The 22,773-nt window shown below is 70.6% G+C and carries 22 protein-coding genes, 1 pseudogene and 1 riboswitch; of the genes and pseudogenes, 12 read left to right on the top strand and 11 right to left on the bottom strand.

Features of this window, described 5'->3' with window-relative positions; all coding sequences use genetic code 11:
• Positions 1-347 precede the first annotated feature (347 nt).
• A pseudogene (locus OID54_RS09740) lies at positions 348-752 on the bottom strand (cobalamin biosynthesis protein); the annotation flags it as partial.
• A 188-nt stretch (positions 753-940) separates the two neighbouring features.
• Between OID54_RS09740 and OID54_RS09735 the strand changes: the two are divergent.
• On the top strand, positions 941-1,663 hold the full coding sequence (locus tag OID54_RS09735) for a ZIP family metal transporter (protein WP_329016902.1): 723 nt from the start codon (positions 941-943) through the stop codon (positions 1,661-1,663).
• Between the two features lie 56 nt (positions 1,664-1,719).
• Here OID54_RS09735 and OID54_RS09730 read toward each other — a convergent pair whose 3' ends face one another.
• From OID54_RS09730 to OID54_RS09700, 7 genes are all read right to left on the bottom strand, one after another.
• Positions 1,720-3,069 (bottom strand): cobyrinate a,c-diamide synthase, encoded by a 1,350-nt coding sequence (locus OID54_RS09730; protein ID WP_329016899.1) that lies wholly within the window; start codon positions 3,067-3,069, stop codon positions 1,720-1,722.
• Positions 3,063-3,662: a cob(I)yrinic acid a,c-diamide adenosyltransferase gene (gene cobO / locus OID54_RS09725; RefSeq protein WP_329016896.1), complete on the bottom strand. Its 600-nt coding sequence runs from the start codon at positions 3,660-3,662 to the stop codon at positions 3,063-3,065. Before cobO ends, OID54_RS09730 begins: the two co-directional genes overlap by 7 nt.
• Complete coding sequence (locus OID54_RS09720) at positions 3,663-5,777, bottom strand: putative cobaltochelatase (protein WP_329016893.1); 2,115 nt, start codon at positions 5,775-5,777, stop codon at positions 3,663-3,665.
• Positions 5,774-7,564: a cobyric acid synthase gene (locus OID54_RS09715; RefSeq protein WP_329016890.1), complete on the bottom strand. Its 1,791-nt coding sequence runs from the start codon at positions 7,562-7,564 to the stop codon at positions 5,774-5,776. The genes OID54_RS09720 and OID54_RS09715 overlap by 4 nt, the downstream gene beginning before the upstream one ends.
• Entirely contained in the window at positions 7,564-8,538 is a 975-nt protein-coding gene (locus OID54_RS09710) for a cobalamin biosynthesis protein (protein WP_329016886.1), read from the bottom strand. Before OID54_RS09710 ends, OID54_RS09715 begins: the two co-directional genes overlap by 1 nt.
• A gap of 183 nt (positions 8,539-8,721) precedes the next feature.
• A riboswitch (cobalamin riboswitch) is annotated at positions 8,722-8,863 on the bottom strand.
• Positions 8,864-9,019: 156 nt separating this feature from the next.
• On the bottom strand, positions 9,020-9,244 hold the full coding sequence (locus OID54_RS09705) for a hypothetical protein (RefSeq protein WP_329016883.1): 225 nt from the start codon (positions 9,242-9,244) through the stop codon (positions 9,020-9,022).
• 12 nt (positions 9,245-9,256) lie between these two features.
• Entirely contained in the window at positions 9,257-10,522 is a 1,266-nt protein-coding gene (locus OID54_RS09700) for an inorganic phosphate transporter (protein ID WP_329016881.1), read from the bottom strand.
• A gap of 269 nt (positions 10,523-10,791) precedes the next feature.
• Here OID54_RS09700 and OID54_RS09695 point away from each other — a divergent pair, with 269 nt between their 5' ends.
• The 3 genes from OID54_RS09695 to OID54_RS09685 all read left to right on the top strand — a co-directional run bounded on the left by OID54_RS09695 (position 10,792) and on the right by OID54_RS09685 (position 15,058).
• A complete protein-coding gene (locus tag OID54_RS09695) occupies positions 10,792-11,454 on the top strand; it encodes a class II aldolase/adducin family protein (protein WP_329016878.1) in 663 nt (220 codons plus the stop codon).
• Positions 11,455-12,264: 810 nt separating this feature from the next.
• Complete coding sequence (locus tag OID54_RS09690; RefSeq protein WP_329016875.1) at positions 12,265-13,392, top strand: alpha/beta hydrolase; 1,128 nt, start codon at positions 12,265-12,267, stop codon at positions 13,390-13,392.
• A 112-nt stretch (positions 13,393-13,504) separates the two neighbouring features.
• The gene (locus tag OID54_RS09685; protein WP_443055553.1) at positions 13,505-15,058 is read left to right on the top strand and encodes a hypothetical protein; all 1,554 of its coding nucleotides are present in this window, start codon (positions 13,505-13,507) and stop codon (positions 15,056-15,058) included.
• Between the two features lie 60 nt (positions 15,059-15,118).
• Here OID54_RS09685 and OID54_RS09680 read toward each other — a convergent pair whose 3' ends face one another.
• Both OID54_RS09680 and OID54_RS09675 read right to left on the bottom strand, forming a co-directional pair.
• Complete coding sequence (locus OID54_RS09680) at positions 15,119-15,550, bottom strand: VOC family protein (protein ID WP_329016872.1); 432 nt, start codon at positions 15,548-15,550, stop codon at positions 15,119-15,121.
• Positions 15,551-15,596: 46 nt separating this feature from the next.
• Entirely contained in the window at positions 15,597-15,806 is a 210-nt protein-coding gene (locus tag OID54_RS09675) for a hypothetical protein (protein ID WP_329016869.1), read from the bottom strand.
• A gap of 123 nt (positions 15,807-15,929) precedes the next feature.
• Here OID54_RS09675 and OID54_RS09670 point away from each other — a divergent pair, with 123 nt between their 5' ends.
• From OID54_RS09670 to OID54_RS09660, 3 genes are all read left to right on the top strand, one after another.
• Positions 15,930-17,528 carry an ABC-F family ATP-binding cassette domain-containing protein gene (locus tag OID54_RS09670; RefSeq protein WP_329016866.1) on the top strand — a complete coding sequence of 533 codons (1,599 nt, stop codon included), beginning with the start codon at positions 15,930-15,932 and terminating at the stop codon, positions 17,526-17,528.
• Positions 17,529-18,076: 548 nt separating this feature from the next.
• On the top strand, positions 18,077-18,298 hold the full coding sequence (locus OID54_RS09665; protein WP_009337982.1) for a helix-turn-helix domain-containing protein: 222 nt from the start codon (positions 18,077-18,079) through the stop codon (positions 18,296-18,298).
• A 138-nt stretch (positions 18,299-18,436) separates the two neighbouring features.
• Positions 18,437-19,240 (top strand): enoyl-CoA hydratase/isomerase family protein, encoded by an 804-nt coding sequence (locus OID54_RS09660; protein ID WP_329016863.1) that lies wholly within the window; start codon positions 18,437-18,439, stop codon positions 19,238-19,240.
• A 247-nt stretch (positions 19,241-19,487) separates the two neighbouring features.
• On the opposite strand, the gene OID54_RS09655 is transcribed toward OID54_RS09660, so the two are convergent.
• Positions 19,488-20,207 carry a hypothetical protein gene (locus tag OID54_RS09655; protein ID WP_329016860.1) on the bottom strand — a complete coding sequence of 240 codons (720 nt, stop codon included), beginning with the start codon at positions 20,205-20,207 and terminating at the stop codon, positions 19,488-19,490.
• Positions 20,208-20,353: 146 nt separating this feature from the next.
• Here OID54_RS09655 and OID54_RS09650 point away from each other — a divergent pair, with 146 nt between their 5' ends.
• The 5 genes from OID54_RS09650 (at position 20,354) to amaP (ending at position 22,697) form a co-directional block, all read left to right on the top strand.
• A complete protein-coding gene (locus OID54_RS09650; protein ID WP_329016857.1) occupies positions 20,354-20,842 on the top strand; it encodes an Asp23/Gls24 family envelope stress response protein in 489 nt (162 codons plus the stop codon).
• Positions 20,843-20,883: 41 nt separating this feature from the next.
• Positions 20,884-21,075, top strand: coding sequence for a hypothetical protein (locus OID54_RS09645; RefSeq protein ID WP_329016855.1), 192 nt, complete (start codon positions 20,884-20,886; stop codon positions 21,073-21,075).
• A gap of 102 nt (positions 21,076-21,177) precedes the next feature.
• Positions 21,178-21,495: a hypothetical protein gene (locus OID54_RS09640; protein WP_329027369.1), complete on the top strand. Its 318-nt coding sequence runs from the start codon at positions 21,178-21,180 to the stop codon at positions 21,493-21,495.
• Entirely contained in the window at positions 21,492-22,112 is a 621-nt protein-coding gene (locus OID54_RS09635) for a DUF6286 domain-containing protein (protein ID WP_329016852.1), read from the top strand. Before OID54_RS09640 ends, OID54_RS09635 begins: the two co-directional genes overlap by 4 nt.
• A gap of 6 nt (positions 22,113-22,118) precedes the next feature.
• On the top strand, positions 22,119-22,697 hold the full coding sequence (gene amaP / locus OID54_RS09630; protein WP_329016850.1) for an alkaline shock response membrane anchor protein AmaP: 579 nt from the start codon (positions 22,119-22,121) through the stop codon (positions 22,695-22,697).
• Positions 22,698-22,773 lie beyond the last annotated feature (76 nt).

The raw sequence follows: 22,773 nt of genomic DNA, 5'->3' as shown, positions 1-22,773 counted from the left end.
TTCGGTCTCTTGGGGTGATGGATGAATGGGGAGACCTCCCCGGGCAGGGTGATCCCGACCGGGTCCGCCTCGGTGTGCGGTGGCTCGGCGTCGGAACGGCGCGTTGGTGTCCCGGACTTCAACGAGGGTCCGCCCAGGTGCTGAAAAACCCAAGAAGAAGGCGCTGAACAGCAATATTGTTACCCAGGATGAATCGGCGAAGCCGCTGTTTCCTGCCCTGGGGCCAAGGCATGGTCGGCGATCCTCTACCGGGAGCCGCCCGGGCGGCCATCCGGCTCACCGAATGGCTCCATGGAAGTCCTGGCCACCAGCGAGTCGAGGCCGGATTTGCACCCTGAGGTGTGTGCACCTCCCACGGCGATCTCGGCGGTCGACACTCTGCGTACCACCGCACAGGTCGCCGCGGCGGCCCGTCCCTTCGGGCGGGACACCCTCTTGGGCACCAGCAGCACACCTCCACCAGCCAGGGCAGCCGCCTCCGCAACCGATGCGGTGCCGACGGCCCCCAGCACCGCCGCGGAAGGATGCGGTACGGAAACGAGGGCCAGCCGGTCCGCGGGATGCGGCACCAGCGGTACTCCCAGCCACCGGGCCACGGCGAGGACGCCCGGCTCATCGGCCTTGGCCGCGACGGTGGCCACCTCGACGACGTCCTCCGGCGTCAGTCCCGCCGTCCGCAGCGTCGTCGCGATGAGCTCGATCACCTCTGCCTCGGGCACACCGCGCGACGCACCCACCCCCACGACCAACGACCGCGTATCCGGGCCCGCGCGTCCGGTCATGGACACCACCGCACCCGACAGGGCCGAGCGGTCCAAGAGATCTCGTGGGCGTCGGCGATCTGGGCCATGAGCGGACTCCCTCCGCGGCAAACGGGTGATTGCGGCGGGTCCCGCAGCAGAAACCCCACAGCGCCCGATCGATCCGCTAGCAAAGGTCCATGGCGGTGTTCGTTGCGCTCGGCGCGTTTGTGATGACGCTGTTCGGCGGTTGGACGGCGCAACGCGTCACCGACCGGCGCCACTTGGTGCTGGGCCTGGCCGGTGGACTGATGCTCGGTGTGGTGGGGCTCGATCTGCTGCCCGAAGCGCTGGAAGCCGCGGGTGAGGAAGTCTTCGGGGTGCCCCAGGCGCTGCTGCTGTTCGTCGGGGGCTTCCTCGTGGCGCACATGGTGGAACGGCTGCTGGCCGCCCGGCAGATCGCCCACGGCGCAGCGGAGGAACGCGTCCCACAGGTGGGGCTCACGGCGGCCGGCGCCATGGTCAGCCACAGCCTGATGGACGGCATCGCGATCGGCGCCGCCTTCCAGGTGGGCGACGCCATGGGGATCACCGTGGCACTGGCCGTCATCACCCATGACTTCGCGGACGGCTTCAACACGTACACGATCGCCAGTCTGTACGGGAACACCCGGGCCAAGGCGATGGTGATGCTCTTCGCCGATGCGCTGGCACCGGTCGTCGGAGCGGCGTCCACCCTGCTGTTCACCCTGCCCTTGGAACTCCTCGGCAGCTATCTCGGCTTCTTCGGCGGTGCCCTGCTCTACCTCGCCGCCGCCGAGATCCTGCCGGAGGCGCACCACACCCACCCGGCCGGACCGACGCTCCTGTGCACAACGGCCGGGGTGGGCTTCATCTGGCTGGTGACCGGAATCGCCGAGTGAGCCCCTCGAACCGCCGCTCGCCCTCGCCGAAGCCGACGGACCGGGCCATCGGCTCGTCATCTCGTGCACCGGGCGACGAATCGCGCGGCCACCCCCGGCTCGGCCGTCCAGTGGGTGTGCAGATAGCTCGCGTGGACCCCGCCCTGGACGAATCCCTCCATTCGCGGCCGGGGCAGTCGCATCCCCCACGCGGGGGTCGGGCCCGCCGACGGTTCGATCACGGTCCGATGGAACTCGTGCCCCCGCAGCCGCGTCCCCACCACCGCCAGACAACTGTCGGTCACCGCGACCGCCTCGCGGTACCCGAGGGTCAGCCGCTCACCCATCCGCGCATCCGCGTCGAGCACCCCGCACATCGGCCGCCCGTCGAGCGACCGCGCCAGGTACAACAACCCGGCGCACTCCGCGGCCACCGGCCCACCGGAGCCGGCGAAGTCCGCCATGTCCTTGCGCAGCGTCTCGTTGGCAGACAATTCGGCACCGAACACCTCGGGGAAGCCGCCCCCGATGACCACGCCCGCGGTCCCCTCCGGCAGCCGCTCGTCCCGCAGCGGATCGAAGGGGACGACCTGTGCCCCGGCCGCCGTCAGCAGTTCGACATGCTCAGCGTACGAGAAGGTGAAGGCCGGGCCACCGGCGACCGCGACCACCGGCGATGGCCCGATGGCCGTCGCCGGATCGAGCACGGGCGGCGCCCAGGCCGTGGCCCCCAGCGGCGGCGCACTGCGCGCAAGGGCCAACAACCCGTCCATATCGCACCCCTGTCGCACCAGCTCGGCCATGGCGGCAACCGCAGTCAGGGCCTCCGTCCGTCGCTCGGCGACCGGCACCAACCCCAGGTGCCGGGACGGAGTCGCCACCGCCTCACCTCGCCTCAGCACCCCCAGTACGGGCACCCCGGACTCCTCCAGCGCGTCCCGCAACAGGGCCTCGTGCCGGTCGGTGCCCACCTTGTTGAGGATGATCCCCCCGATCCGCACCTCCGGATCGAAGGAGACGAAGCCGTGCACCAGGGCCGCCACCGAACGCGACTGCGACGAGGCGTCGACCACCAGAACCACCGGCGCCCGCAGCAGTTTCGCCAACTGGGCCGTGGACGCCAGTTCCCCAGCCCCCGACGCCCCGTCGTACAGCCCCATCACCCCCTCGACCACCGCCAGATCGCACCCGGCCGAGCCATGGGCGAACAACGGCGCCATCAACTCCGTACCGCAGAGGTAGGCGTCGAGGTTGCGGCCGGGGCGGCCGGTGGCCAGGGCGTGATAGCCGGGGTCGATGTAGTCGGGGCCCACCTTGTGCGGGGACACGGCCAGGCCCGTGGCGGCGAACGCCGCCATCAGGCCCGTCGCCACGGTGGTCTTGCCGCTGTTCGACGCTGGGGCTGCGATGACGAGACGTGCTACCACTCGATGCCCCGCTGCCCCTTCTGGCCTGCGTCCATCGGGTGCTTCACCTTGGTCATCTCCGTCACCAGATCGGCGAACTCCAGCAGTTCGGTCGGTGCGTTGCGGCCGGTGATCACCACATGCTGGTTACCGGGCCGATCCCGTAGCACCGAGATCACCTCGGCTGTGTCCACCCACCCCCAGTGCAGGGGGTAGGCGAACTCGTCGAGGACGTACAGCCGGTACGTTTCCGCGGCCAGATCCCGTTTGACCTGCTCCCAGCCCTCCCGGGCCGCCTCCTCGTTGGTGGCCTGCGCATCGCGCTGCACCCAGGACCAGCCCTCGCCCATCTTGTGCCAGTCCACCCGGCCGCCTTCGCCGGATGCGCCCAGCACCTTCAGGGCGTTCTCCTCGCCGACCTTCCACTTCGCCGACTTGACGAACTGGAACACTCCGATCGGCCACCCCTGGTTCCAGGCCCGCAGAGCCAGCCCGAACGCGGCCGTCGACTTGCCCTTGCCGGTGCCCGTGTGGACGAAGACCAACGGCCGGTTGCGGCGCTGGCGGGTGGTGAGTCCGTCGTCAGGAACGACGGACGGCTGTCCTTGCGGCATCTATGCGGCCCTCCCCATCGAGATCGGTCCACCCGTGCGCCGGGCGGTCTGCTCGCCCGGCTGCCGGGCGTCCTTCACCAGGCCGGCGATGGCGTCCGCGCGCAGTTCGTCCAGCGTCACCGCCGTACCCGCGAGGTCGGTCGCCAGCGAAACGGCGAGCCCCAGCCTGACCGGCCCCGACTCGCAGTCCACGACGATCGCAGCCGTGCCCTCACTGGCGTGCAGCCGTGCGGCGCGGGTCGCCAGGCCCACCGGGTCGGGTCCCTTGCCGGTCGCCCGGCCGTCCGTCACCACGACCAGCAGGGGCCGACGCGAGGGATCCCGCATCCGCTCCACCCGCAGCACGTCATGGGCCTTGAGGAGTCCGGCCGCCAGCGGAGTGCGCCCGCCCGTCGGCAACAGGGCGAGTCGGGCGGCTGCCGTGTCCACCGATGACGTCGGCGGCAGGGCCACCTCGGCGTCCTGGCCGCGGAAGGTGATCAGCCCCACCTTGTCCCGGCGCTGATAGGCATCGAGCAGCAGCGAGAGCACCGCGCCCTTGACCGCACCCATGCGCTGCCTGGCCGCCATCGAACCGGACGCGTCCACCACGAACAGCACCAGATTGCTCTCGCGCCCTTCACGCGACGCCTGCCGCAGGTCGTCCCTGCGGATCACCAGCCCGGGACCGCTGCGCCCCCTGGCCCGCTGATGGGGGGCGGCAGCCTGCACGGTCGCCGCCAGGTGCAGCCGGGTCAGGGCGCCCCGGGGCCGGCGTGAACCCGTGGTCCTGCCGTGCTCGGCCCGCGCCCGTGAGCGCCGGCCGGCCGCCCCCTCGCCGATGCCCGGCACGCTCAGCGCTTTCGTACGGAAGGGCTCCGTGGCCTGGACGGCACGCTGCTCACCGGCTCCACCCGTACCGGGGGAGTCCTGCCGGGGGGAGGGGTCTTCAGCGGCTGGGGTGTCCGGAGTGTGTGGGGAGTCCTGTGGCGCGGGCGCATCGGGCGCGTGGGGAGCGTCAGGGGAGTCGGGGGAGGGCGATCCGCCGCCCGGCCCACCGCCGGGGTCCGAATCCGGGTCCGGGTCTGAGTCGGGGTCGCGGTCCGGGTCGGGATCGGTGTCGGATCCGCCGAACTCCTCCAGCGTCTCGTCCAGCTTGTCCTCGTCGAGCCCGGGCGCATCGAAGGGGTTGCGTCGACGGCGGTGGGGGAGCGCCAACAGGGCGGCCTGTCGGACGTCCTCGGCGAGTACGTCCGTACGCCCCGCCCAGGCGGCCAGTGCCGTCGCGGTGCGCGCCATCACGATGTCGGCGCGCATCCCGTCCACCTCGAACGCCGCGCAGGTGGCCGCGATCTGCCGCAGGGCGTCATCGCCGAGCGACACCGTCGGCAGCAGCGCCCGCGCCGCAACGATCTTCGCCCGTAGGGCGTCCTCATCGGCGGTCCACCGCAGAGCGAACGCGGCGGGGTCGTCGTCGTACGCCAGTCGCCGTCGCACCACCTCGACCCGCTGGTCGGGCTCGCGGGACGCAGCCACCTCCACCGTCAGACCGAACCGGTCGAGGAGTTGCGGCCGTAGCTCACCCTCCTCCGGATTCATCGTTCCCACCAGCAGGAACCGCGCCGCGTGCCGTACGGACACACCCTCCCGCTCCACATAGGACGCCCCCATGGCGGCGGCGTCCAACAGCACGTCCACCAGGTGGTCGTGGAGCAGATTCACTTCGTCGACGTACAGGATTCCGCGGTGCGCGGCAGCGAGCAGTCCCGGCTCGAACGCCTTGACGCCGTCCGCCAGCGCCCGCTCGATGTCCAGGGCGCCGACCAACCGGTCCTCGGACGCGCCCACCGGCAACTCCACCATGCGAGCGGGGCGGGCGGCGGAGAGACCGGGCTCGTGCGGCCCGTCCGGGCACGCCGGATCGGGTGCGCCCGGATCGCAGGAGAACCGGCAGCCGGGAACGATCGACACCTCCGGTATCAGAACTGCCAGCGCCCGGACCGCTGTGCTCTTGGCCGTGCCCTTCTCACCGCGGACGAGCACACCGCCCACCTGCGGTGATACGGCGTTCAGCAGCAGGGCGAGCCGAAGGTCGTCCTGCCCGACAATGGCGGTGAACGGGTACGGCGTGCTCATCCGGCCTCCTGTGAGATGTGCGAATGGGTGTGCGGGAGCGGAGATGGCCCCGGCAACTGTTGCGTCGACGCGGGTTCGGTTTCCGCCCCGTTTTCCGTTCGGCTTTCCGTCCGGGTGTCCGTCCGGGTGTCCGTCCGGTCTTTCGGCCTGATGTCCGTTGCGGTTCCCGTGCCGGCTTCGGGCTTCGGGTCGGGCCCGACTCCTTCGGTGGCAGCCGCGTCCTTCGGTCGGTGCGGCCCGCCGCCCGCCGTCGCCTCTCCGGGCAGTGGCGGTGCTCCCGGCGGCAGGAAGGGAAGCCCCGCGGGCGAACCCCCTTCGATGAGCCGCAGCAGCGCATCGGTGTCCGCATGCTCCTCGATGAGATCGCCGAGCCGGTCCAACTGCTCCTCGCGCAGCGCCGCGAACGAGGTGTCAGGGGCCGGCACGAACCGACGGCCCGCGGCCCGGGCGACCTCGCGCAGGAACTGTCGGCGAAAGCCGTCGCTCTCCAATGAACCGTGCCAGTGGGTGCCCCACACCTGCCCGAGGCGGCATCCCGCCAAGAAGGGCTCTCCACCGAGGACTTCGGCCACCCCATGGTGGATCTCGTACCCCTCCACCTGCTCTCCGAGCGCACTTCCGACGGGTCGGGCGAGCGTCTTCTCCACGGCGAAGCGGACCCGGACCGGGAGCAGTCCCAGCCCGGTGACCGACCCGGCCTTGGACTCCACCTCGTCGTGGATGTGCTCGCCGAGGAGTTGAAAGCCCCCGCAGATGCCCAGCACGGGTCGGCCCGCCGCCGCTCGCCTGGCCAACTCCGCGGCCAGACCGCGTTCCTGGAGCCAGCGCAGGGCCCGTACCGTGCCCCGGGTGCCGGGGACGATCACCAGATCGGCATCCGCCAACTCCTCGGGCCGGTCCACGAAGCGCACGAGGACCCCCGGCTCCGCCGCCAGCGCGTCCACGTCCGTGAAGTTGGACATCAACGGCAGCGCGCACACCGCGACCCGCAGCACGTCCTCGCCGACCGGGGGCGCCGTGACCGACTCGCGCACGGCACCGCGCAGGGACACCCGCAGACCGTCCTCCTCGTCGATCCCGAGCCCGTGGGCGTACGGGAGGACCCCGAACGTCCGCCGTCCGGTCAGGTCATGGAGCATGTCGAGGCCCGGCTCCAGCAGGGAGACGTCACCGCGGAACTTGTTGATGAGGTAGCCCGCCACCAACCGTTGGTCCTCGGCCGCGAGCAGCGCCGTCGTCCCGAAGAAGGAGGCGAACACCCCGCCGCGGTCGATGTCGCCCACGACCAGCACCGGCAGCCCAGCCGCCCGGGCGACACCCATATTGACGATGTCGGTCCGCCGTAGGTTGATCTCCGCGGGGCTTCCCGCCCCCTCGCAGATCACGGCGTCATGGGTGGCCCGCAACTCCTCCAGGCACTCCACGACGGTGGCCAGCAGGGTCTGCTGTCGGCCGCCGTGGTAGCCGCGGGCGCTCATCTCACCGACCGGTCTGCCCATCAGCACGACCTGGCTGGACCGGTCGCTGCCGGGTTTGAGGAGCACCGGGTTCATCAGTGCGCTGGGCTCGACGCGGGCGGCCTGCGCCTGCATCGCTTGGGCCCGGCCGATCTCCGCGCCCTGTCGGGTGACGAAGGAGTTCAGGGACATGTTCTGGCCCTTGAACGGAGCGACCTTCACCCCCTGCCGCACCAGCCAGCGGCAGATGCCCGCCGTGACCACACTCTTGCCCGCGTCCGACGTGGTGCCGGCGATCAGCAGGCCACCGCCGCGCCCTCGGCTCGTCATCAGGTCTCCCCGTCTTCTCGTCGCCCGCGCCGCGGTGTCGCCGCCCGTTGGAACAGCGAGTGCGCCATCACGCCCACACCGAGCGCCAACACTCCGACCCGTCGTGACAGCCGTACCGCACGCTCGATGTCGGCCAACTCCACCTGCCGGCCCGCCGAGTGCAGGACCGGTCGGTGCTCGATCCGTCCGGCGTAGGAGAGCGTTCCGCCGAGTTGTACTCCCAGCGCACCGGCGAACGCGGCTTCTACGGGTCCCGCGTTGGGGCTGGGGTGCCGATGGGCGTCGGCCCGCCAGGCCGCGAGCGCCCGGGGGGCGCTCTCGCCCGTGACAGCGGCGAGAGCGGCCGTCAGCCGTGCTCCGGGCCAGCCGGCGACATCGTCGAGCCGGGCCGAGGCCCAGCCGAACCGTCGGTGCCGGGGCGACCGGTGCCCCACCATCGCGTCCAGGGTGTTCACCGCGCGGAACGCGACCAGTCCGGGCACGCCCGCGACCGCGCCCCACACCAGGGCCCCCACGACCGCGTCCGAGGTGTTCTCGGCGACGGACTCGACGACCGCCCGGGCGATCTGCTGCTCGTCCAGGTACTGGGGGTCACGTCCGCACAGATGTGGCAGCCGGGCCCGGGCCCGCTCGATGTCACCGGCCGCGAGCGCGGCACCGACGGCACGCGCTTCCCGGCCCAGTGATGTCCCTCCGACCACGGTCCAGGTGGCGGTCGCGGTCAGTGCGATGCGGAGCAGCGGACTGCGACGGGTGGCATGGGACGCCAGGGCGGCGGTCGCGGTGGCCCCACCGACGCAGAGCGTCGTGTACAGGGCTCCCCAGCCGCGGTGGTCACGCCACAGGGCCTTCTCGACGGCGCCGGCGGCCCGTCCGAAGAGGGCGACGGGATGCCCTCGGCGCGGGTCGCCGAGCAGTAGATCAGCCAGGAGTCCGGCAGCCGCCCCGTACGCGAAGACACGATCGGTACGCATGGGTTCAGACCGGTGTTCCGCCTCGGAGGGCCCTTGGTGCCGGCCCATGGGACATCCGTGCTCCCTGCCGGGCCGCGGTCGCCGGGGGTGCACCGCGCAGCAAGTGGGTGCCGTCGATCAGGGCAGGGGCTGGACCGTAGCCGGGCATGGCGATATGTCCTCACTCAGGGTGTCCGCGCCCTGGTTCGACGTGATCGACGCGAGAGTTCCTGGCTCCCGGGGAGGATCTCCCCGGTCACAGTGGCGGGACCGCGCCGGATTCGCACCGGCTTCCTCTGCTGCTGTCGTTGTTGGCCCCGGCAGTCCACCACGCCCCGAGAACAGCCGTCAACCTGCCGTTGACCTGCGACGGTGCAGTGTGCCGAGCCACACATCGCCCCTGCTTCCCGAGGGACCCTCAGGGCACGCAGAAGCCGGACCGCAGATCCCGAGAGATCGACGGCCCGGCTGTGAAACGACTGCTGTGCGGTGAGGTGCGGCCTCAGGTGACGATCAGATAGATCCCGTAGCTGATGGCCGCGGTGCAGAGGGCGAAGCAGGTGTAGGCGCCTATCCGGGGAAGGGCAACCGAGCCGGTGCCGGAGGCGGTCGCAGCCCCCTGCTTGCTCAGACCGATGATGCCCAGGGTGAACAGGCCCACCAGCGCAATGGTGGCGACGAGACTCACGCCGAAGACGGAGCCGAGGGCTACCCAGTCGATTTTCATGGTCTTCAGTCCTTACACCGCGGCCGGGCTGGCGGGGCCGGCTTCGGGGGTCGCGGCATTGCGGGCCGGGATGGTCGTCTTGAGGTCGTCCAGGGAGTTGTTCATCGCCGTGCCGGCAGGCGGCGGGGTGACGGCCGCGATGGCCGTGGTGACCACGCCCGCGGGCTCGCCTTCCTCGGACGTGTCGTTGACGTTGGTGTGGTCGACGACCTGGCGGCGGGAGATGAACCAGATGGCGGCGGACGAGGCGACCAGGAAGGTGGCGACCACCGCCACGCCCCAGTCGCCCTGCTTGGTCACGTACTCGGAACCGGCGGCCACCAGACCGGCGGCCGGCAGGGTCAGACCCCAGGCCACGAACATCCGGGTGGCGGTCGACCAGCGGACCACCCCGCCCTTGCGGCCCAGACCGGCACCCATCACCGCGCCGGAGCACGAGTGGGTGGTGGAGAGGGAGAAGCCGAGGTTCGACGAGGCGAGGATGACGCTGGCCGCACTGGTCTGGGCGGCGAAGCCCTGCTGCGGCTGGAGGTCGGTCAGGCCCTTGCCCATGGTGCGGATGATGCGCCAGCCACCGAGGTAGGTGCCGAGGGCGATGGCGATGCCCGCGGAGGCGATGACCCACATGGGGGGGTTGGAGCCGGGGACGAGCACTCCACCGGCGACGAGCGCGAGGGTGATGACACCCATGGTCTTCTGGGCGTCATTGGTGCCGTGGGCCAGGGACACGAGGCCGGCCGAGGCTATCTGGCCGGCGCGGTAGCCCTTGGCGGTGGACTTCGGGTCGGTGTTCCGGCCGAGGCGGTACGTCAGCCGGGACGCGAGGTAGGCGGCGAAACCGGCGACCAGCGGGGCTGCGATCGCAGGGATGAGCACCTTGGTGACCACGGTGCCGCCGTTGACTCCGCTGACACCGACCGACGCGATGGTCGCACCGATCAGACCGCCCATGAGGGCGTGCGAGGAGCTGGACGGCAGACCGATGAGCCAGGTCAACAGATTCCAGAGGATGGCGCCGACGAGCGCCGCGAAGATCACTTCGGGGGTGATGCCTGACTCGTTGACGATGCCGCTGGAGATCGTTTTGGCGACCTCCACCGAAAGAAACGCGCCGACGAGGTTGAGCACCGCGGACATGGCGACCGCGGCCTTGGGCTTCATCGCGCCGGTCGAGATGGTCGTCGCCATCGCATTGGCCGTGTCGTGGAAACCGTTCGTGAAATCGAACACGAGAGCCGTCACGATCACAATCGCGAGCAGCAGCGTGATGTGTTCCATTTACCCAGGCAATCTATGGACGTCAGTGACATCGCGAACGTAGATAACCTGGGTGAACGGAAGGTGAACTGAGGCGAGATTCGTGATGTCCCCAAGTGAGGTTCGCGATTCCGCTTGTGCCCTGAGTGATCTCTTCGGGCCGTCTGCGTGGTCGTGCTCCCGGGCCCACCATGGCACCGGTGTCCGCAAGATGGCATTTACGCCCTTTAAGGTGATCTGCATCACGGGACGGTCTGTTGCCTTCCGGCCATGCCTGACAGGATCGATCCATGGCCGAACACATGTCCAAAGAGTCCATCGAACAGGCGTGGCGGGATGTTGTGACCACCGCCCGGAGAACGGCTGCCGAGGGCTTGGTGGTGGGCACGTCCGGCAATGTGTCGGCGCGGGTCGGCGACCTCGTCGTAGTGACCCCCAGCGGAGTGCCCTACGAACGTCTGTCGACGAAGGAGCCCGTGGTCGTCGACCTGGCGGGCCGACAGGTCGCCGGCGACCTCAAGCCGACCAGTGAACTCCCCCTCCACCTGGAGGTTTACCGTACATCCAAGGCCGGGGCCGTCGTCCACACGCATGCCGTCCACGCCACCGCCGTCTCCACGCTCGTCGACGAACTGCCGGCCGTCCACTACATGACGGCCGAGCTCGGCGGACCCGTCCGTGTGGCCCCGTACGCCCTCTATGGCACGCCGGAGCTGGCCCGGAACATGGGTCGGGCACTGGATGGCCGCAGCGCCTGTCTGCTGCGCAACCACGGCACGATCGCGCATGCGGATTCGCTGGACCGCGCCTACGACCGCACCGCCCAACTGGAGTGGATGTGCCAGGTCTGGCTCGCGGCCTCGTCGGTGCCCGGCCTGCGGCCCTCCCTGCTCTCCTCCGTCGAACTCGACGAGGTGGCCGCCCAGCTGCGCGGGTACGGCCAACGCTCCTGACATCGCGTTCCGCTTAGGCTCCGGGAGCCCTGTTGACCGGGCCTTCGGCGCCGCTTTGCGGACGAGGGCCGGGTGTAGCGGCCACGGAGCCGTCCAGGAGGGCGGACCCGGCCATTCCGCACCGGGGTCGCGACCGGTACGGACGTATCGGTCCACCGTGGAGCGGCATCCGCCGCACCACCGGCCCACGGGCCGTCCGGGGCGGCTTCCCGCGGACGGGAACGAGCCAGGGACGCTGCCACGACCACACCGTGCCGCGCCCCGAGGCCGTCAGGACGACCTCGGGGCCCACTGGCCGGATTTCGACAATGCATCTCGCGAGAGCTGACGGCGCATCTCGCGGGAGCTCATGAGCCGTACGCACCGAGCCGCCGCCCGAACACCGCTCGGCGAAGAGCTCGGACGGCTCAACCGGACGCCCCGGATATCCCCGGACCGGCCCGACGGGCCCGGGATACGGTCCTGTGGTCCTGCGGGGCACGTGTGCACCGGGGTGCGGCCCGGTGCACACGATCCCGACGGGCGAGTTGCCAGGGGAGCCGCCTCCCCGGGCGGCCCGGCTGGCGGGCGAGCCCCGGCCCCAGTGAGCCACGACAGGGCATGACGAACGTCGGGGGGGCGTCGGCCCGGCCGTCCCACGGGTGGTCGCGCCCCCGACGGTCGGCGCCCTGCCCGCTCTCCCGGCACCGGTCGTACCGGGGCGACCGGCCCTGGCAGCGCACCGGAACGCGGTGGACCGCAGCAAGCCCGGCAGCGAAGAAGGCCGGTCGTCCACTGGCAGGGCCGCCCCGCCGTGCCGACACTGGGATGGTGCGCCCCGTTACTGCGACGGCAGCGGCCGTCACCACGCTCATCGGCATCGGTGCGGCTGCCATCGCGGCCGGACGGTACGCCGGCGACGCCGCCCTCAGGACCACCACCGGCCGACCGCTCCCCGGCGATCCCCGGCTCACCGTGCACGCCACGGCAGCCGGTCAGATCACCCTCACCCGCAGCCTCGCCTCCCGGCGGCCCGGCACCTACGGGCTTGAGGGCCCGGACGTCCACGCCGTGGTCGGCCCGGCGCTGGACGGCGTGCAGCATCCCGCCGACACCGTGGTGCGCCGGCTGGAGAGCATCGACCACGGCACCCTGGAACCCGGGACCAAGGTCCGACTCACCCCACAGCTGCACACCGGCGACCCGACGAGCGCCCTCGGCATCGAGCACCTGGACGTCAGCGTTCCCGGCGAGCTCGGCCCACTGCCCGCCTGGTACGTCCCCGGTCCGCGCGAGACCTGGGTGATCGCCGTCCACGGTCTCGGAGCCACCCGCGAACACCCCTTGAACCTGCTGCCGTTCCTCCATGGGCTGCGGATGCCGGTCCTCGGCCTCGGCTATCGCGGCGACCCCGACGCGCCCCGGTCACCGGACGGGACCGGACATCTCGGGTACACCGAGTGGCGTGACCTGGATGCCGCCCTCCGTTTCGCCGTCCGCAACGGGGCGAACCAGGTCGTTCTCCTCGGCTGGTCCACCGGAGCGACCATGGCCCTGCACGCTGCCGCCAACTCGGCCCTGCGCGGGAGGATCAACGGCCTCGTACTGGACTCTCCGGTGCTCGACCGGGGGGCCACCCTGCGGGCCTTGGCCGCGACCCACCACCTTCCCGCCCCACTGCTGCCCCTGGCCGTCAAGGCCGCCCAGAGCAAGGCGGGTCTCCTTGGCGACCAGCCCTTCCCCGCGGGAGACACGCAGCTCCCCGAGGTGCCGACCTTGATCATCCACGGACCCGATGACACCGTCGCGCCCTGGCGGTCCTCACGTGACCTCGCTGCCCGCCGACCCGAGCTGATCCAGCTCCACACCGTCCGCAACGCCCCCCATGCGGCGATGTGGAACGCGGACCCGGCACGCTACGAAGAGGCCCTCCGTCGGTTCCTCACCCCTTTGATGTAACCCCCGTCAGCCGGTTGACGACAGGGGCCGGCTTCCCCCAGGACTCGACCGAACCCGCGGTTCATCGGGTTCCGTTTGGGCTTTCGGGCTGTCAGCGGGAAGACTGGACCCTGTGACGTCCCGAAAGCCTGATGAGCAATTGGCGCGCAACTCCAGACTTCGTCTTGTCCGCCCGCGACCACTGGCGACCGCCCGGCGGGCCGTGACGACCCGGCGCACCCGTCCAGCACCGAGGCCGCCCGAGGGCACACCTCCGCCCGCGGAGCTCGCGCGTCAGGCGCGCGCAGTCCTCGCCGATGCCGTACGCGTCGCCCGTTGGGCGGCCGTGGAGCGCGACCCCCACGCCCAACCACTCGCCGAAAAGGCCCGGGAAAGGGCTGCGGTCGCACTGGAACTGACCCCGCTACAGGTGCGGTCCGCCTGGGACCGGGCCAGACTCGCCGGCCTGGTGGAGATCCACGGCGAGACCGCCCGCCCCGGCTGGCGACTACGGGCCTGGGACCGCGACGACATGGCCGTGCTCCGCGGCTGGGTCGCCCTCTTCGACGCCTGGTCGCTGGCGCACCCGGCGCCCTCAGACATCGCGCCCACTGCGGTGGCCGAGGTCGTCGAAGCCGTGCCCCAACTCCTCTCCCTCCTCCAGCTCTCCGCAGGTCCGGTGCTGCTGCCCGCACTGCTCGACCTCCTGGAGCAGCGCGTCGCGGAGTTGCGCGAAGAACGCTGCGAAGTTCCCTACGGTCCGCAGCCCACACTGTCCGCCGCCTCTTCGTCGTCGCACTCCGCCGACGGAGCAACCGCGGCGAACGCCCTGGACGGGACGGATCTCCCAGCCGTGGGCGGCGAAGCCGATGAGGCCGCAGCGGGCGACATCACAGTCGCTCCGATCTCCGTCCCCACCGGCCGGCGCCCCCTTGCGGAGCCGGCGATGAACGGTCGGGTCGACGCCCTTGCCCCGCTCCTCAACTGGGCCCTCGCCGGGCTCGCCTCGGCCGGAGCGCTCACCCTCGACCACGGCCGGTCGGCCACCTTGACCCCCCTCGGCAACTGGGCGGTCTGGGTCAAGCTGGAGCAGATCTGCGTCGCCGCCCAGAGCCCGGCCGGAAACATCGAACAGCCCGCCGAGGACATGCTGCGGGGCTGTGCCCGCCTCACCCCGGGGCCCGCCCGCGCCGAGTACCGGGCCTGGCTCGCCGCCCGTACGGTCTCCAGCGCGGTCGCCGAACTCCTCGACGTCGCCCGCGGTGACGATGCACTGCTGCGCGGGCTGGCCTTCGAGGCGCTCCGCGTCGTCGGCGCGCCCGCCGAGGCGGAGGTCCGTACGGCTGCGGAAGAACTCACCCTGCGGCCCTACGCACTGTTGTGGATCGCCGAGTACGAAGGAGCGGACCCCGAGGACGCCCAAGACGTCCTCACCCGTGAGGAATCGACTTGGCTCTGGGTGGACACCGCTGCCGCGGTGGCGGACCACGGAGAGCCCCAACTGCTGCTGCGCCACCTCGACTCGGCGGTGCAGGGGACGGTCCCCGCGCTGCTCGAAGCGGTCCGCTCCGGTCGCCACCCCCGCACCGTCCAGGTCCTCGTCGCCCTGGCCGCCGCCCATCCCGATCCCGCCCTGGCGAAAGCCGTGCGACGGGCCGCGTTCCAGGTGCACACCGGCGGTGCATGACCTCGCGCGTCGGGGGCTTCCCCCAAGGCCCCCGGCCGCGCAGCACGCACCACGGAAGCTCTAGTCAGCCGCCGGCTCCGTCACCCCCGGTCGGTAGGACCCGAAGCTCCACACATTTCCCTCCCTGTCCCGCACCAGATAGTCCCGTGCCCCGTACTCCCGGTCGGTGGGGGACGACATCACATCGGCGCGGTGCTCCACCGCCTGCGCATAGTGGGCATCGACGTCGTCCACATGGACGAAGACGCCCGTCGGGCCGCCCACGGCCATCAGTTCGTCGAACTTCCCGCCCGTGCCTCGACTGCCCAGCATCACCATGCCGTTGCCGTGGCTGAGCTCGGCGTGCACGACACGACCCTCGCCGTCCTCGTACACCGCGTGCTCGATGAAGCCGAACGCCTCCGTCAGCTGTCTGATGGCGCCCTTCGCATCCTGGTAGAGAATGCTCGGACAAATGCTCGGTGTCGGTGTTGCTGTCGGCTTCGGTGCCACGGCCGGGAACCCCTTCCGTCTGCGGATGGAAAATGTGAGCTGCGTCTCAGTCTGGCACTCCCCGCTGACAACGCCCCTCGGCCGGGCCGGCCACCCGATGGTCGACCCCGGCAGACCGCACGCCGAGCACCGCCCCGCAGGCCGTGTTCACCCGCCCGCTGGACACGACGGTGCGGACCGTGGAGTACCGCCCCTTTTGCTCATCGTGGTGGCGAGCGGCGCCGGCGAGTTGGATGCCCCATCTGTCGGGACGCATCGGATAAACCACTTGCGCACCCCCGTTAGACTGGCCTCCATGGCCACTCTCCTTGTGCATTAGACGGCGTCGAAGCTTCCACGCCCCACCCTTCCGCCGTTCATACCGCCTTGGAGTCCGTCCGTGATCACCGCTTCCGGCATCGAGTTGCGCGCCGGTGCGCGCATCCTCATCGAGTCCGCTTCCTTCCGCATCGCCAGGGGCGACCGGATCGGCCTGGTCGGCCGCAACGGAGCGGGCAAAACCACCCTCACCAAGTGCCTAGCGGGCGAGGGCGTCCCCGCCGGGGGCACGATCATCCGCTCCGGTGAGGTCGGCTACCTCCCGCAGGACCCGCGCACCGGTGACCTCGACATCCTGGCCCGCGACCGCATCCTGTCCGCCCGCAACCTCGACACCGTGCTCAAGAAGATGCGGGAGAACGAGGACCGGATGGCGAACGGCCAGGGCGCCACCCGCGAGAAGGCGATGAAGAAGTACGAGCGCCTGGAGACGGAGTTCCTCACCAAGGGCGGGTACGCCGCCGAGGCCGAGGCCGCCACCATCGCCGCCGCGCTCGGCCTGCCGGACCGGGTACTCGGTCAGCCCCTGCACACGCTCTCCGGTGGTCAGCGCCGACGGGTCGAGTTGGCCCGCATCCTGTTCTCGGACGCCGACACCCTGCTGCTCGACGAGCCCACCAACCACCTCGACGCGGACTCCATCGTCTGGCTGCGCGACTACCTCAAGACCTACCGCGGCGGCTTCATCGTGATCTCCCACGATGTCGATCTCGTCGAGACGGTGGTGAACAAGGTCTTCTACCTCGACGCCAACCGGTCCCAGATCGACATCTACAACATGGGCTGGAAGCTCTACCAGCAGCAGCGCGAGGCCGATGAGAAGCGTCGCAAGCGGGAGCGCCAGAACGCCGAGAAGAAGGCGGCGGCCCTGAACTCGCAGGCCGACAAGATGCGGGCCAAGGCCACCAAGACCGTCGCCGCGCAGAACATGGCCAGGCGTGCGGAGCGCCTGCTCGCGGGTCTGGAAGGCGTCCGTGCGGCCGACAAGGTCGCCAAGCTGCGCTTCCCCGAGCCCGCGCCCTGCGGCAAGACGCCCCTGACCGCGGAGGGGCTGTCCAAGTCGTACGGGTCGCTCGAAATCTTCACCGACGTGGACCTCGCCATCGACAAGGGTTCGCGCGTTGTCATTCTCGGACTGAACGGCGCCGGCAAGACGACCTTGCTGCGACTGCTCGCCGGTGTGGAGAAGGCGGACACCGGCAAGGTCACTCCGGGTCACGGACTGAAGCTCGGCTACTACGCGCAGGAGCACGAGACCCTGGACCCGGAGCGCACGGTCCTGGAGAACATGCGGTCCTCCGCGCCCGACCTGGATCTGGTGGAGGTCCGCAAGACACTGGGCTCGTTCCTGTTCTCCGGCGATGACGTGGACAAGCCGGCCGGGGTGCTCTCGGGCGGGGAGAAGACCCGATTGGCCCTGGCCACCCTGGTCGTCTCGTCCGCCAATGTGCTCCTTCTCGACGAGCCGACCAACAACCTCGACCCGGCCAGCCGGGCGGAGATCCTGGGTGCGCTGCGCACGTACAAGGGCGCGGTCATCCTGGTCACCCATGACGAGGGAGCCGTTCACGCGCTGGAGCCGGAGCGGATCATCCTGTTGCCCGACGGTGTCGAGGATCTGTGGGGCGCGGACTACGCGGACCTGGTTGCCCTCGCCTGAGTCGGAGCGTGCCGGGCGGTAGCGATGCCTCCGCAGGTACGGGGACACAGCGGCGGCCGTACGGGGTGACCGGCGTTTGATGGGCCACTCGCCTGAGTCGGCCTTTCCGGTTCACCTCTCCCGGCTGGTGCATCCGCCCGCCGGGAAGGGGTACCCGGGATAGAGCTCGTGCCGCGACGGCCAGACCCGCGCTGCCGGGACCGGCGCCGTGGCTGATCCACTTCGTATGGATCATTCGGCTCACAGGTGATCCATCATCTGAGTGAGTGCGTCTCATCCCGTGGCGCGGCACCTGCCGAGTGTGCGCCTCCCATGCACCGGCGTGCGCCCAGAGGGCGCCCTTTTCCTTACCAGTGCTGACCAGCCAGTTCCTGGAGCGAGTGATTCCAGCGTGCACACACTGCAAAGTGGAATCGATCATTCGGAGTGTGTTGGTCGTACTGCACGCGCCAAAGCCGCGTGCACCGACCTTGTCGAATGGGTGGCCAGGAAGCGCGTAAGGGGTGATCATGAGAAGTCCAGAGCGCACTTCCCATGAGGAGGCACGGGTGGCCGAGACTCTGAAGAAGGGCAGCCGGGTAACCGGCGCCGCGCGCGACAAGCTCGCGGCAGACCTGAAGAAGAAGTACGACTCCGGTGCGAGTATCCGGGCGCTGGCCGAAGAGACCGGCCGGTCCTATGGGTTCGTTCACCGGATGCTCAGCGAGTCCGGAGTGACGCTGCGGGGACGTGGCGGAGCGACGCGAGGCAAGAAGGCCACATCGGCCTGACGGCCGGGGGTCGTGGTTCGCCATCGGTCTGCGAGGTGGCCACCCGGTCGATCTCGCGGTCGACCGGGTGGTTGCACCCGGATGGTTACCGTGCAGTAGCTTAGGCTGCACCGATGCCATCCGGACCGGAGGTGCCCCATGACTTCGCTCGACTCTGCTCGTGACTTCGTGCTGGACAAGGACGGCGTACGACTCACCGTCGAGGACGCGGTCGCCACTGTGACCCTGACCAACCCGGGCAAGCTCAACGCCCAAACTCCCGCTCTGTGGCGGGCGTTGACGCAAGCGGGTCGGTCGCTACCGGGTTCGGTGCGGATCGTGGTGCTCCGCGGTGAGGGCAAGTCATTCTCCGCTGGGCTCGACCGGCAGGCATTCACGCCGGAGGGCTTCGACGGCGAGCCGTCGTTCTTCGATCTTGCGCGCAGGTCCGATGCGGAGCTTGACGCTGCCATCGCCGAGTACCAGGAGGCTTTCACCTGGTGGCGACGGAGCGACATCGTCACGATCGCTGCTGTCCAGGGACATGCGATCGGTGCGGGCTTCCAGCTCGCTCTGGCCTGTGATCTGCGGGTTGTGGCGCGCGATGTCCAGTTCGCCATGCGCGAGACCAGCTTGGGGCTCGTCCCCGATCTCACGGGGACCCATCCCTTGGTGTCGCTCGTGGGATACGCACGTGCACTGGAGATCTGTGCCACCGGTCGCTTCGTGCATGCCGAAGAAGCCGAGCGCACGGGTCTGGCGAATCTGGTCGTGCCGCGGGATGAGCTCGACGACGCGGTGAACGATCTGACGTCCGCACTGCTCGCCGCCCCGAGGGACGCGGTCATCGAGACCAAAGCTCTGCTCCGGGGTGCGTCAGCGCGTTCCTACGAGGAGCAGCGGGGCGCGGAGCGCGCGGCACAGGCACGGCGGCTGCGCGATCTCGCGGGCATCGGGGACTGACGCTCGTCCGACCATCGGCGCGAACGGTTGTGCACGGGGGGCGCGAGTCCGCATCCGTGGCGGTGGCATCGATCGACGACCTCGGCCTCATGGTGCGGGGTCGTATCAGTGCGTGGTGGCGGCTCGAAGGAGCCGTCGTGCGTTCCAGGTGCTCTCGGCCGCCCCTTGTCCGCCGGCACCCGCGGCCACCTTCCTGGTGCCATGAGCAGAACCTAGCCGGGCTTGGCCGGGTCGGGCTCGACGGTGGTCAGTCCGCGGTCGATGTCTGCTGCCCCTCCAGGCCCACGGCCGTCACGAGCACCACCACCGGCCGGCCGTCGTCCCCCAGCGCGGCGAGCACCGCCTGTCGCACCGCTCCCACCACCGCCAGCGGTCGATGCCCCACAGCCGTCGCCACCTCGACCCGGATGTGGTCCGGCGCCAGATGTACGGAGTCACCGAGCGTCGAGGTCAGATGTGCCACCCCGGGGACGACGGACGCGGCCAGGGCCGCGGGACCCGCCGGATGGGTGGGGTGTCCCCCGGGTGGACGAGCGCTCCCCTTTCCTTCTTCCCGAGCCTGCGCGGCCGGCTCCGTGAGAGCGTCCGACAGACCGCTCACGCTGAGGTCCGTCTCCTCGACGACCAGGTCGAGCCGGTGTGTCGCCGTACTCCAGAGCACTTCGCGGAGCTCCGATGCGACCGACGGCAGCGGCCGATGGGCGGGGGCGGTGAAGTCGGCCTCGATCCTCAGCCCTCCCGGCGGTAGCGCGCTCGGTGGAGCCGGCACCGGGGGAGCGGTCGCCTGCTCCGGATCGGCCAGGGACAGCCTCACCCGCCCCAGCGCCACCGCGGGCAGCGGGGCCACAGCAGCCCGTAGCACCACGACGGCTGCCTCTTCCGTCAGCCACGCTCCATCCGAAGCCGCTCCCAGCGGAAGCAGCCTCCCGAGTCCGAGCCGATTGCGTACCGCGTCGCCTGTGGTCATTGCTCCAGCGTGCCCCATCCCCGGCGCGAGAGTGGGCAACCCGACTTAGTGTGGGCTCAGGGGTGTCTTGAGGTCCCGCAGCAGTCGAGCAGGGCCGACGAGGCAGTCGCCAGGGGGGTGCTACCGCTCGGAAAGGAAGCAGGAAGATGAGCGAGTCAGCCCCGAGGAACCGGACCGATGCGGGCCATGAGCCCTCCGGTGCGAGCGATGACCTGAGGAAGACACCGTCCGGCAAGCGCGGTGATCCGGCCTCCCGCGGTCGAACCACCATCGCCGACGGCGTGGTGGAGAAGATCGCCGGACTTGCCGCCCGCGATGTGCTGGGTGTGCACGCCATGGGCAGCGGACTGTCCCGCACCTTCGGGGCAGTACGCGACCGAGTACCGGGCGGCAGCAAGTCCAATGCCACCCGAGGAGTGAAGGCCGAGGTCGGCGAGGTCCAGACCGCCCTCGACCTGGAGATCGTCGTCGACTACGGCGTCTCCATCGCCGACGTCGCCCGCGCGGTGCGGGAGAACGTCGTCTCCGCGGTGGAACGGATGACCGGACTTGAGGTCGTCGAGGTCAACATCGCGGTCAGCGATGTGAAGCTTCCCGACGAGGAGGACGACGAGCCGGAGCCCCGTATCCAGTAGTGCACCGAACCTCCCGCCCGAAGACCGCAGAGGAGTACGCGATGGGCATGGCTGTGGTCGGCCTCGTGGCCGGCATGGCGCTCGGTTTCGCCGGATATTTCGGTGGATTCGGCGCATTCCTTCTGGTCGCCGCATTGGGGGCGGTCGGATTCGTGGTGGGCCGCTTCCTGGACGGCGACCTGGAACCCGGAGACTTCTTCCGTGGCCGCGAGCGCGGCGATCGGCGGCGGTGACACCGGGTGGCAGCGGAGCACAGTACGCAGAGTACGAAGACGAAGAGTACGCAGAGCACCGACGGAGCCGGGGTCGAACCGTCCGAACGCGGTGCGACCGTCATCGCCGACCGTGTCGTGGCCAAGATCGCGGCGCAGGCCGCACGGGAAGCCCTCCGTGGACCTTCCCGTCCCAAGGACGGCGGCGCACCCCATGCCACAGTCGCCGTGCGCCATGACATCGCCCGGGTCCGCATCAGTCTGGAGCTCGACTACCCCTCCGACATCGGCCAGCAGTGCGGTGCGGTGCGCCGTCGGGTGTCCGAACGGGTCCGGGCGCTGGCCGGTATGGACGTGCCCGAGGTGGCGGTCCTCGTCGAACGGCTCCGACCGGCGCCCGCCACACCGGCGCGCGGCCGAGCACAGGAAGGGGCGTCATGACCGAGCCCGCCCCGTCCGGGGAGACCGAGGCACCTGAAAACCAGGCACCAGCGCCGCCGGGCGCGGGAGTCAAGGCGGGCCGGTTCTGGTCGGCCCGCAGGGTGCCGGCCGCACTCCTCGCCCTGGTGGTGCTCGGCGGCGCGGGGCTCCTGCTCTACGACGTCGCCGCCGTACGCGCGGACCGACCGGCCATGCAGTGGCGCCGCACCACCGCCGACCATCTTGCGCGCTGGCGCGTGGACGACACCTGGGTGCTCGTCGTGGCCGCCCTCGTGGTCCTGCTCGGCCTGCTCCTGTTGGTGCTCGCCCTCACCCCCGGCCTGCGCGCCCTGCTGCCGATGCGTCGCGAGCATCCGAACGTCCGCGCGGGGCTCGATCGCCGCGCCGCCGCACTCGTGCTGAGGGACCGGGCGATGGAGGTGCCCGGGGTCCAGTCCGTGCGGGTGCGGTTGCGCCGCAAGAAGGCGGCCGTGCAGGCCCGTTCCCACTTCAGGGAACTCGACGACGTGCACACGGACCTGGACACCGCCCTCGGCGCCGCCGTCAGCGAACTGGGTCTGGCCAAGCCACCGGCGTTGAGCGTGCAGGTCGCACGCCCCTCGGCGAAGAAGGGATGAACCGCGATGCTACGGACCGTCAATCGGGTGCTGCTCGGCCTCGCCGGGTTGGTGCTGGTCTGTGTGGGCGGTGGGGTGCTCGCGGCGGGAGCCGGGCTCGATGTGCCGTCCTGGTGGCCCTGGAAGGGGCAGAGCGACGTACTGCTGAGCACGGCGGACCGTCAACGCTGGCGGGACGAGAGCTGGTGGTGGCCGGTGGTCATCGCCGTACTGGCCGTACTGGTCCTGCTCGCCCTGTGGCTGCTCTGCGCCCAACTGCGCCGCTCCCGGCTGACGGAGGTGCTCGTCGACAGCGGCGACGGAGACGGCGCCCGGGTGCGCGGCCGGGCGTTGGAGGATGCCGTCGAAGCGGAGGCCCAGTCGCTCGACGGGGTGTCCCGGGCCCGGATCAGACTGACGGGTCGTCGGGGTGAGCCGACCGCCCGGGTCCGACTGCTGCTTGAGCCCTACGCCTCGCCCGCGGCGACGCTCCATCGCCTCACGTCGCAGGCGGTCGCCCACGCCAGGGACTCGGCGGGGCTGACCTCCCTGCCGACCGAAGCCCGTCTCGCCGCCGCGAAGCACGAGGCGAGCAAGGTCACCTAGGTTGTGCGTTCGTGGTCCCGGCTGGCTGGCGGGGCCTGGCACGAAGACACTCCCGGGCCCATGGGCGCTGCCGCCC

The sequence above is a fragment of the Streptomyces sp. NBC_00690 genome, assembly GCF_036226685.1.
In the GTDB taxonomy this organism is placed as follows: Bacteria; Actinomycetota; Actinomycetes; order Streptomycetales; family Streptomycetaceae; genus Streptomyces.
The sequence above is the reverse complement of the archived record's forward strand: the minus strand, read 5'-3'. Positions and strand labels throughout refer to the sequence as shown.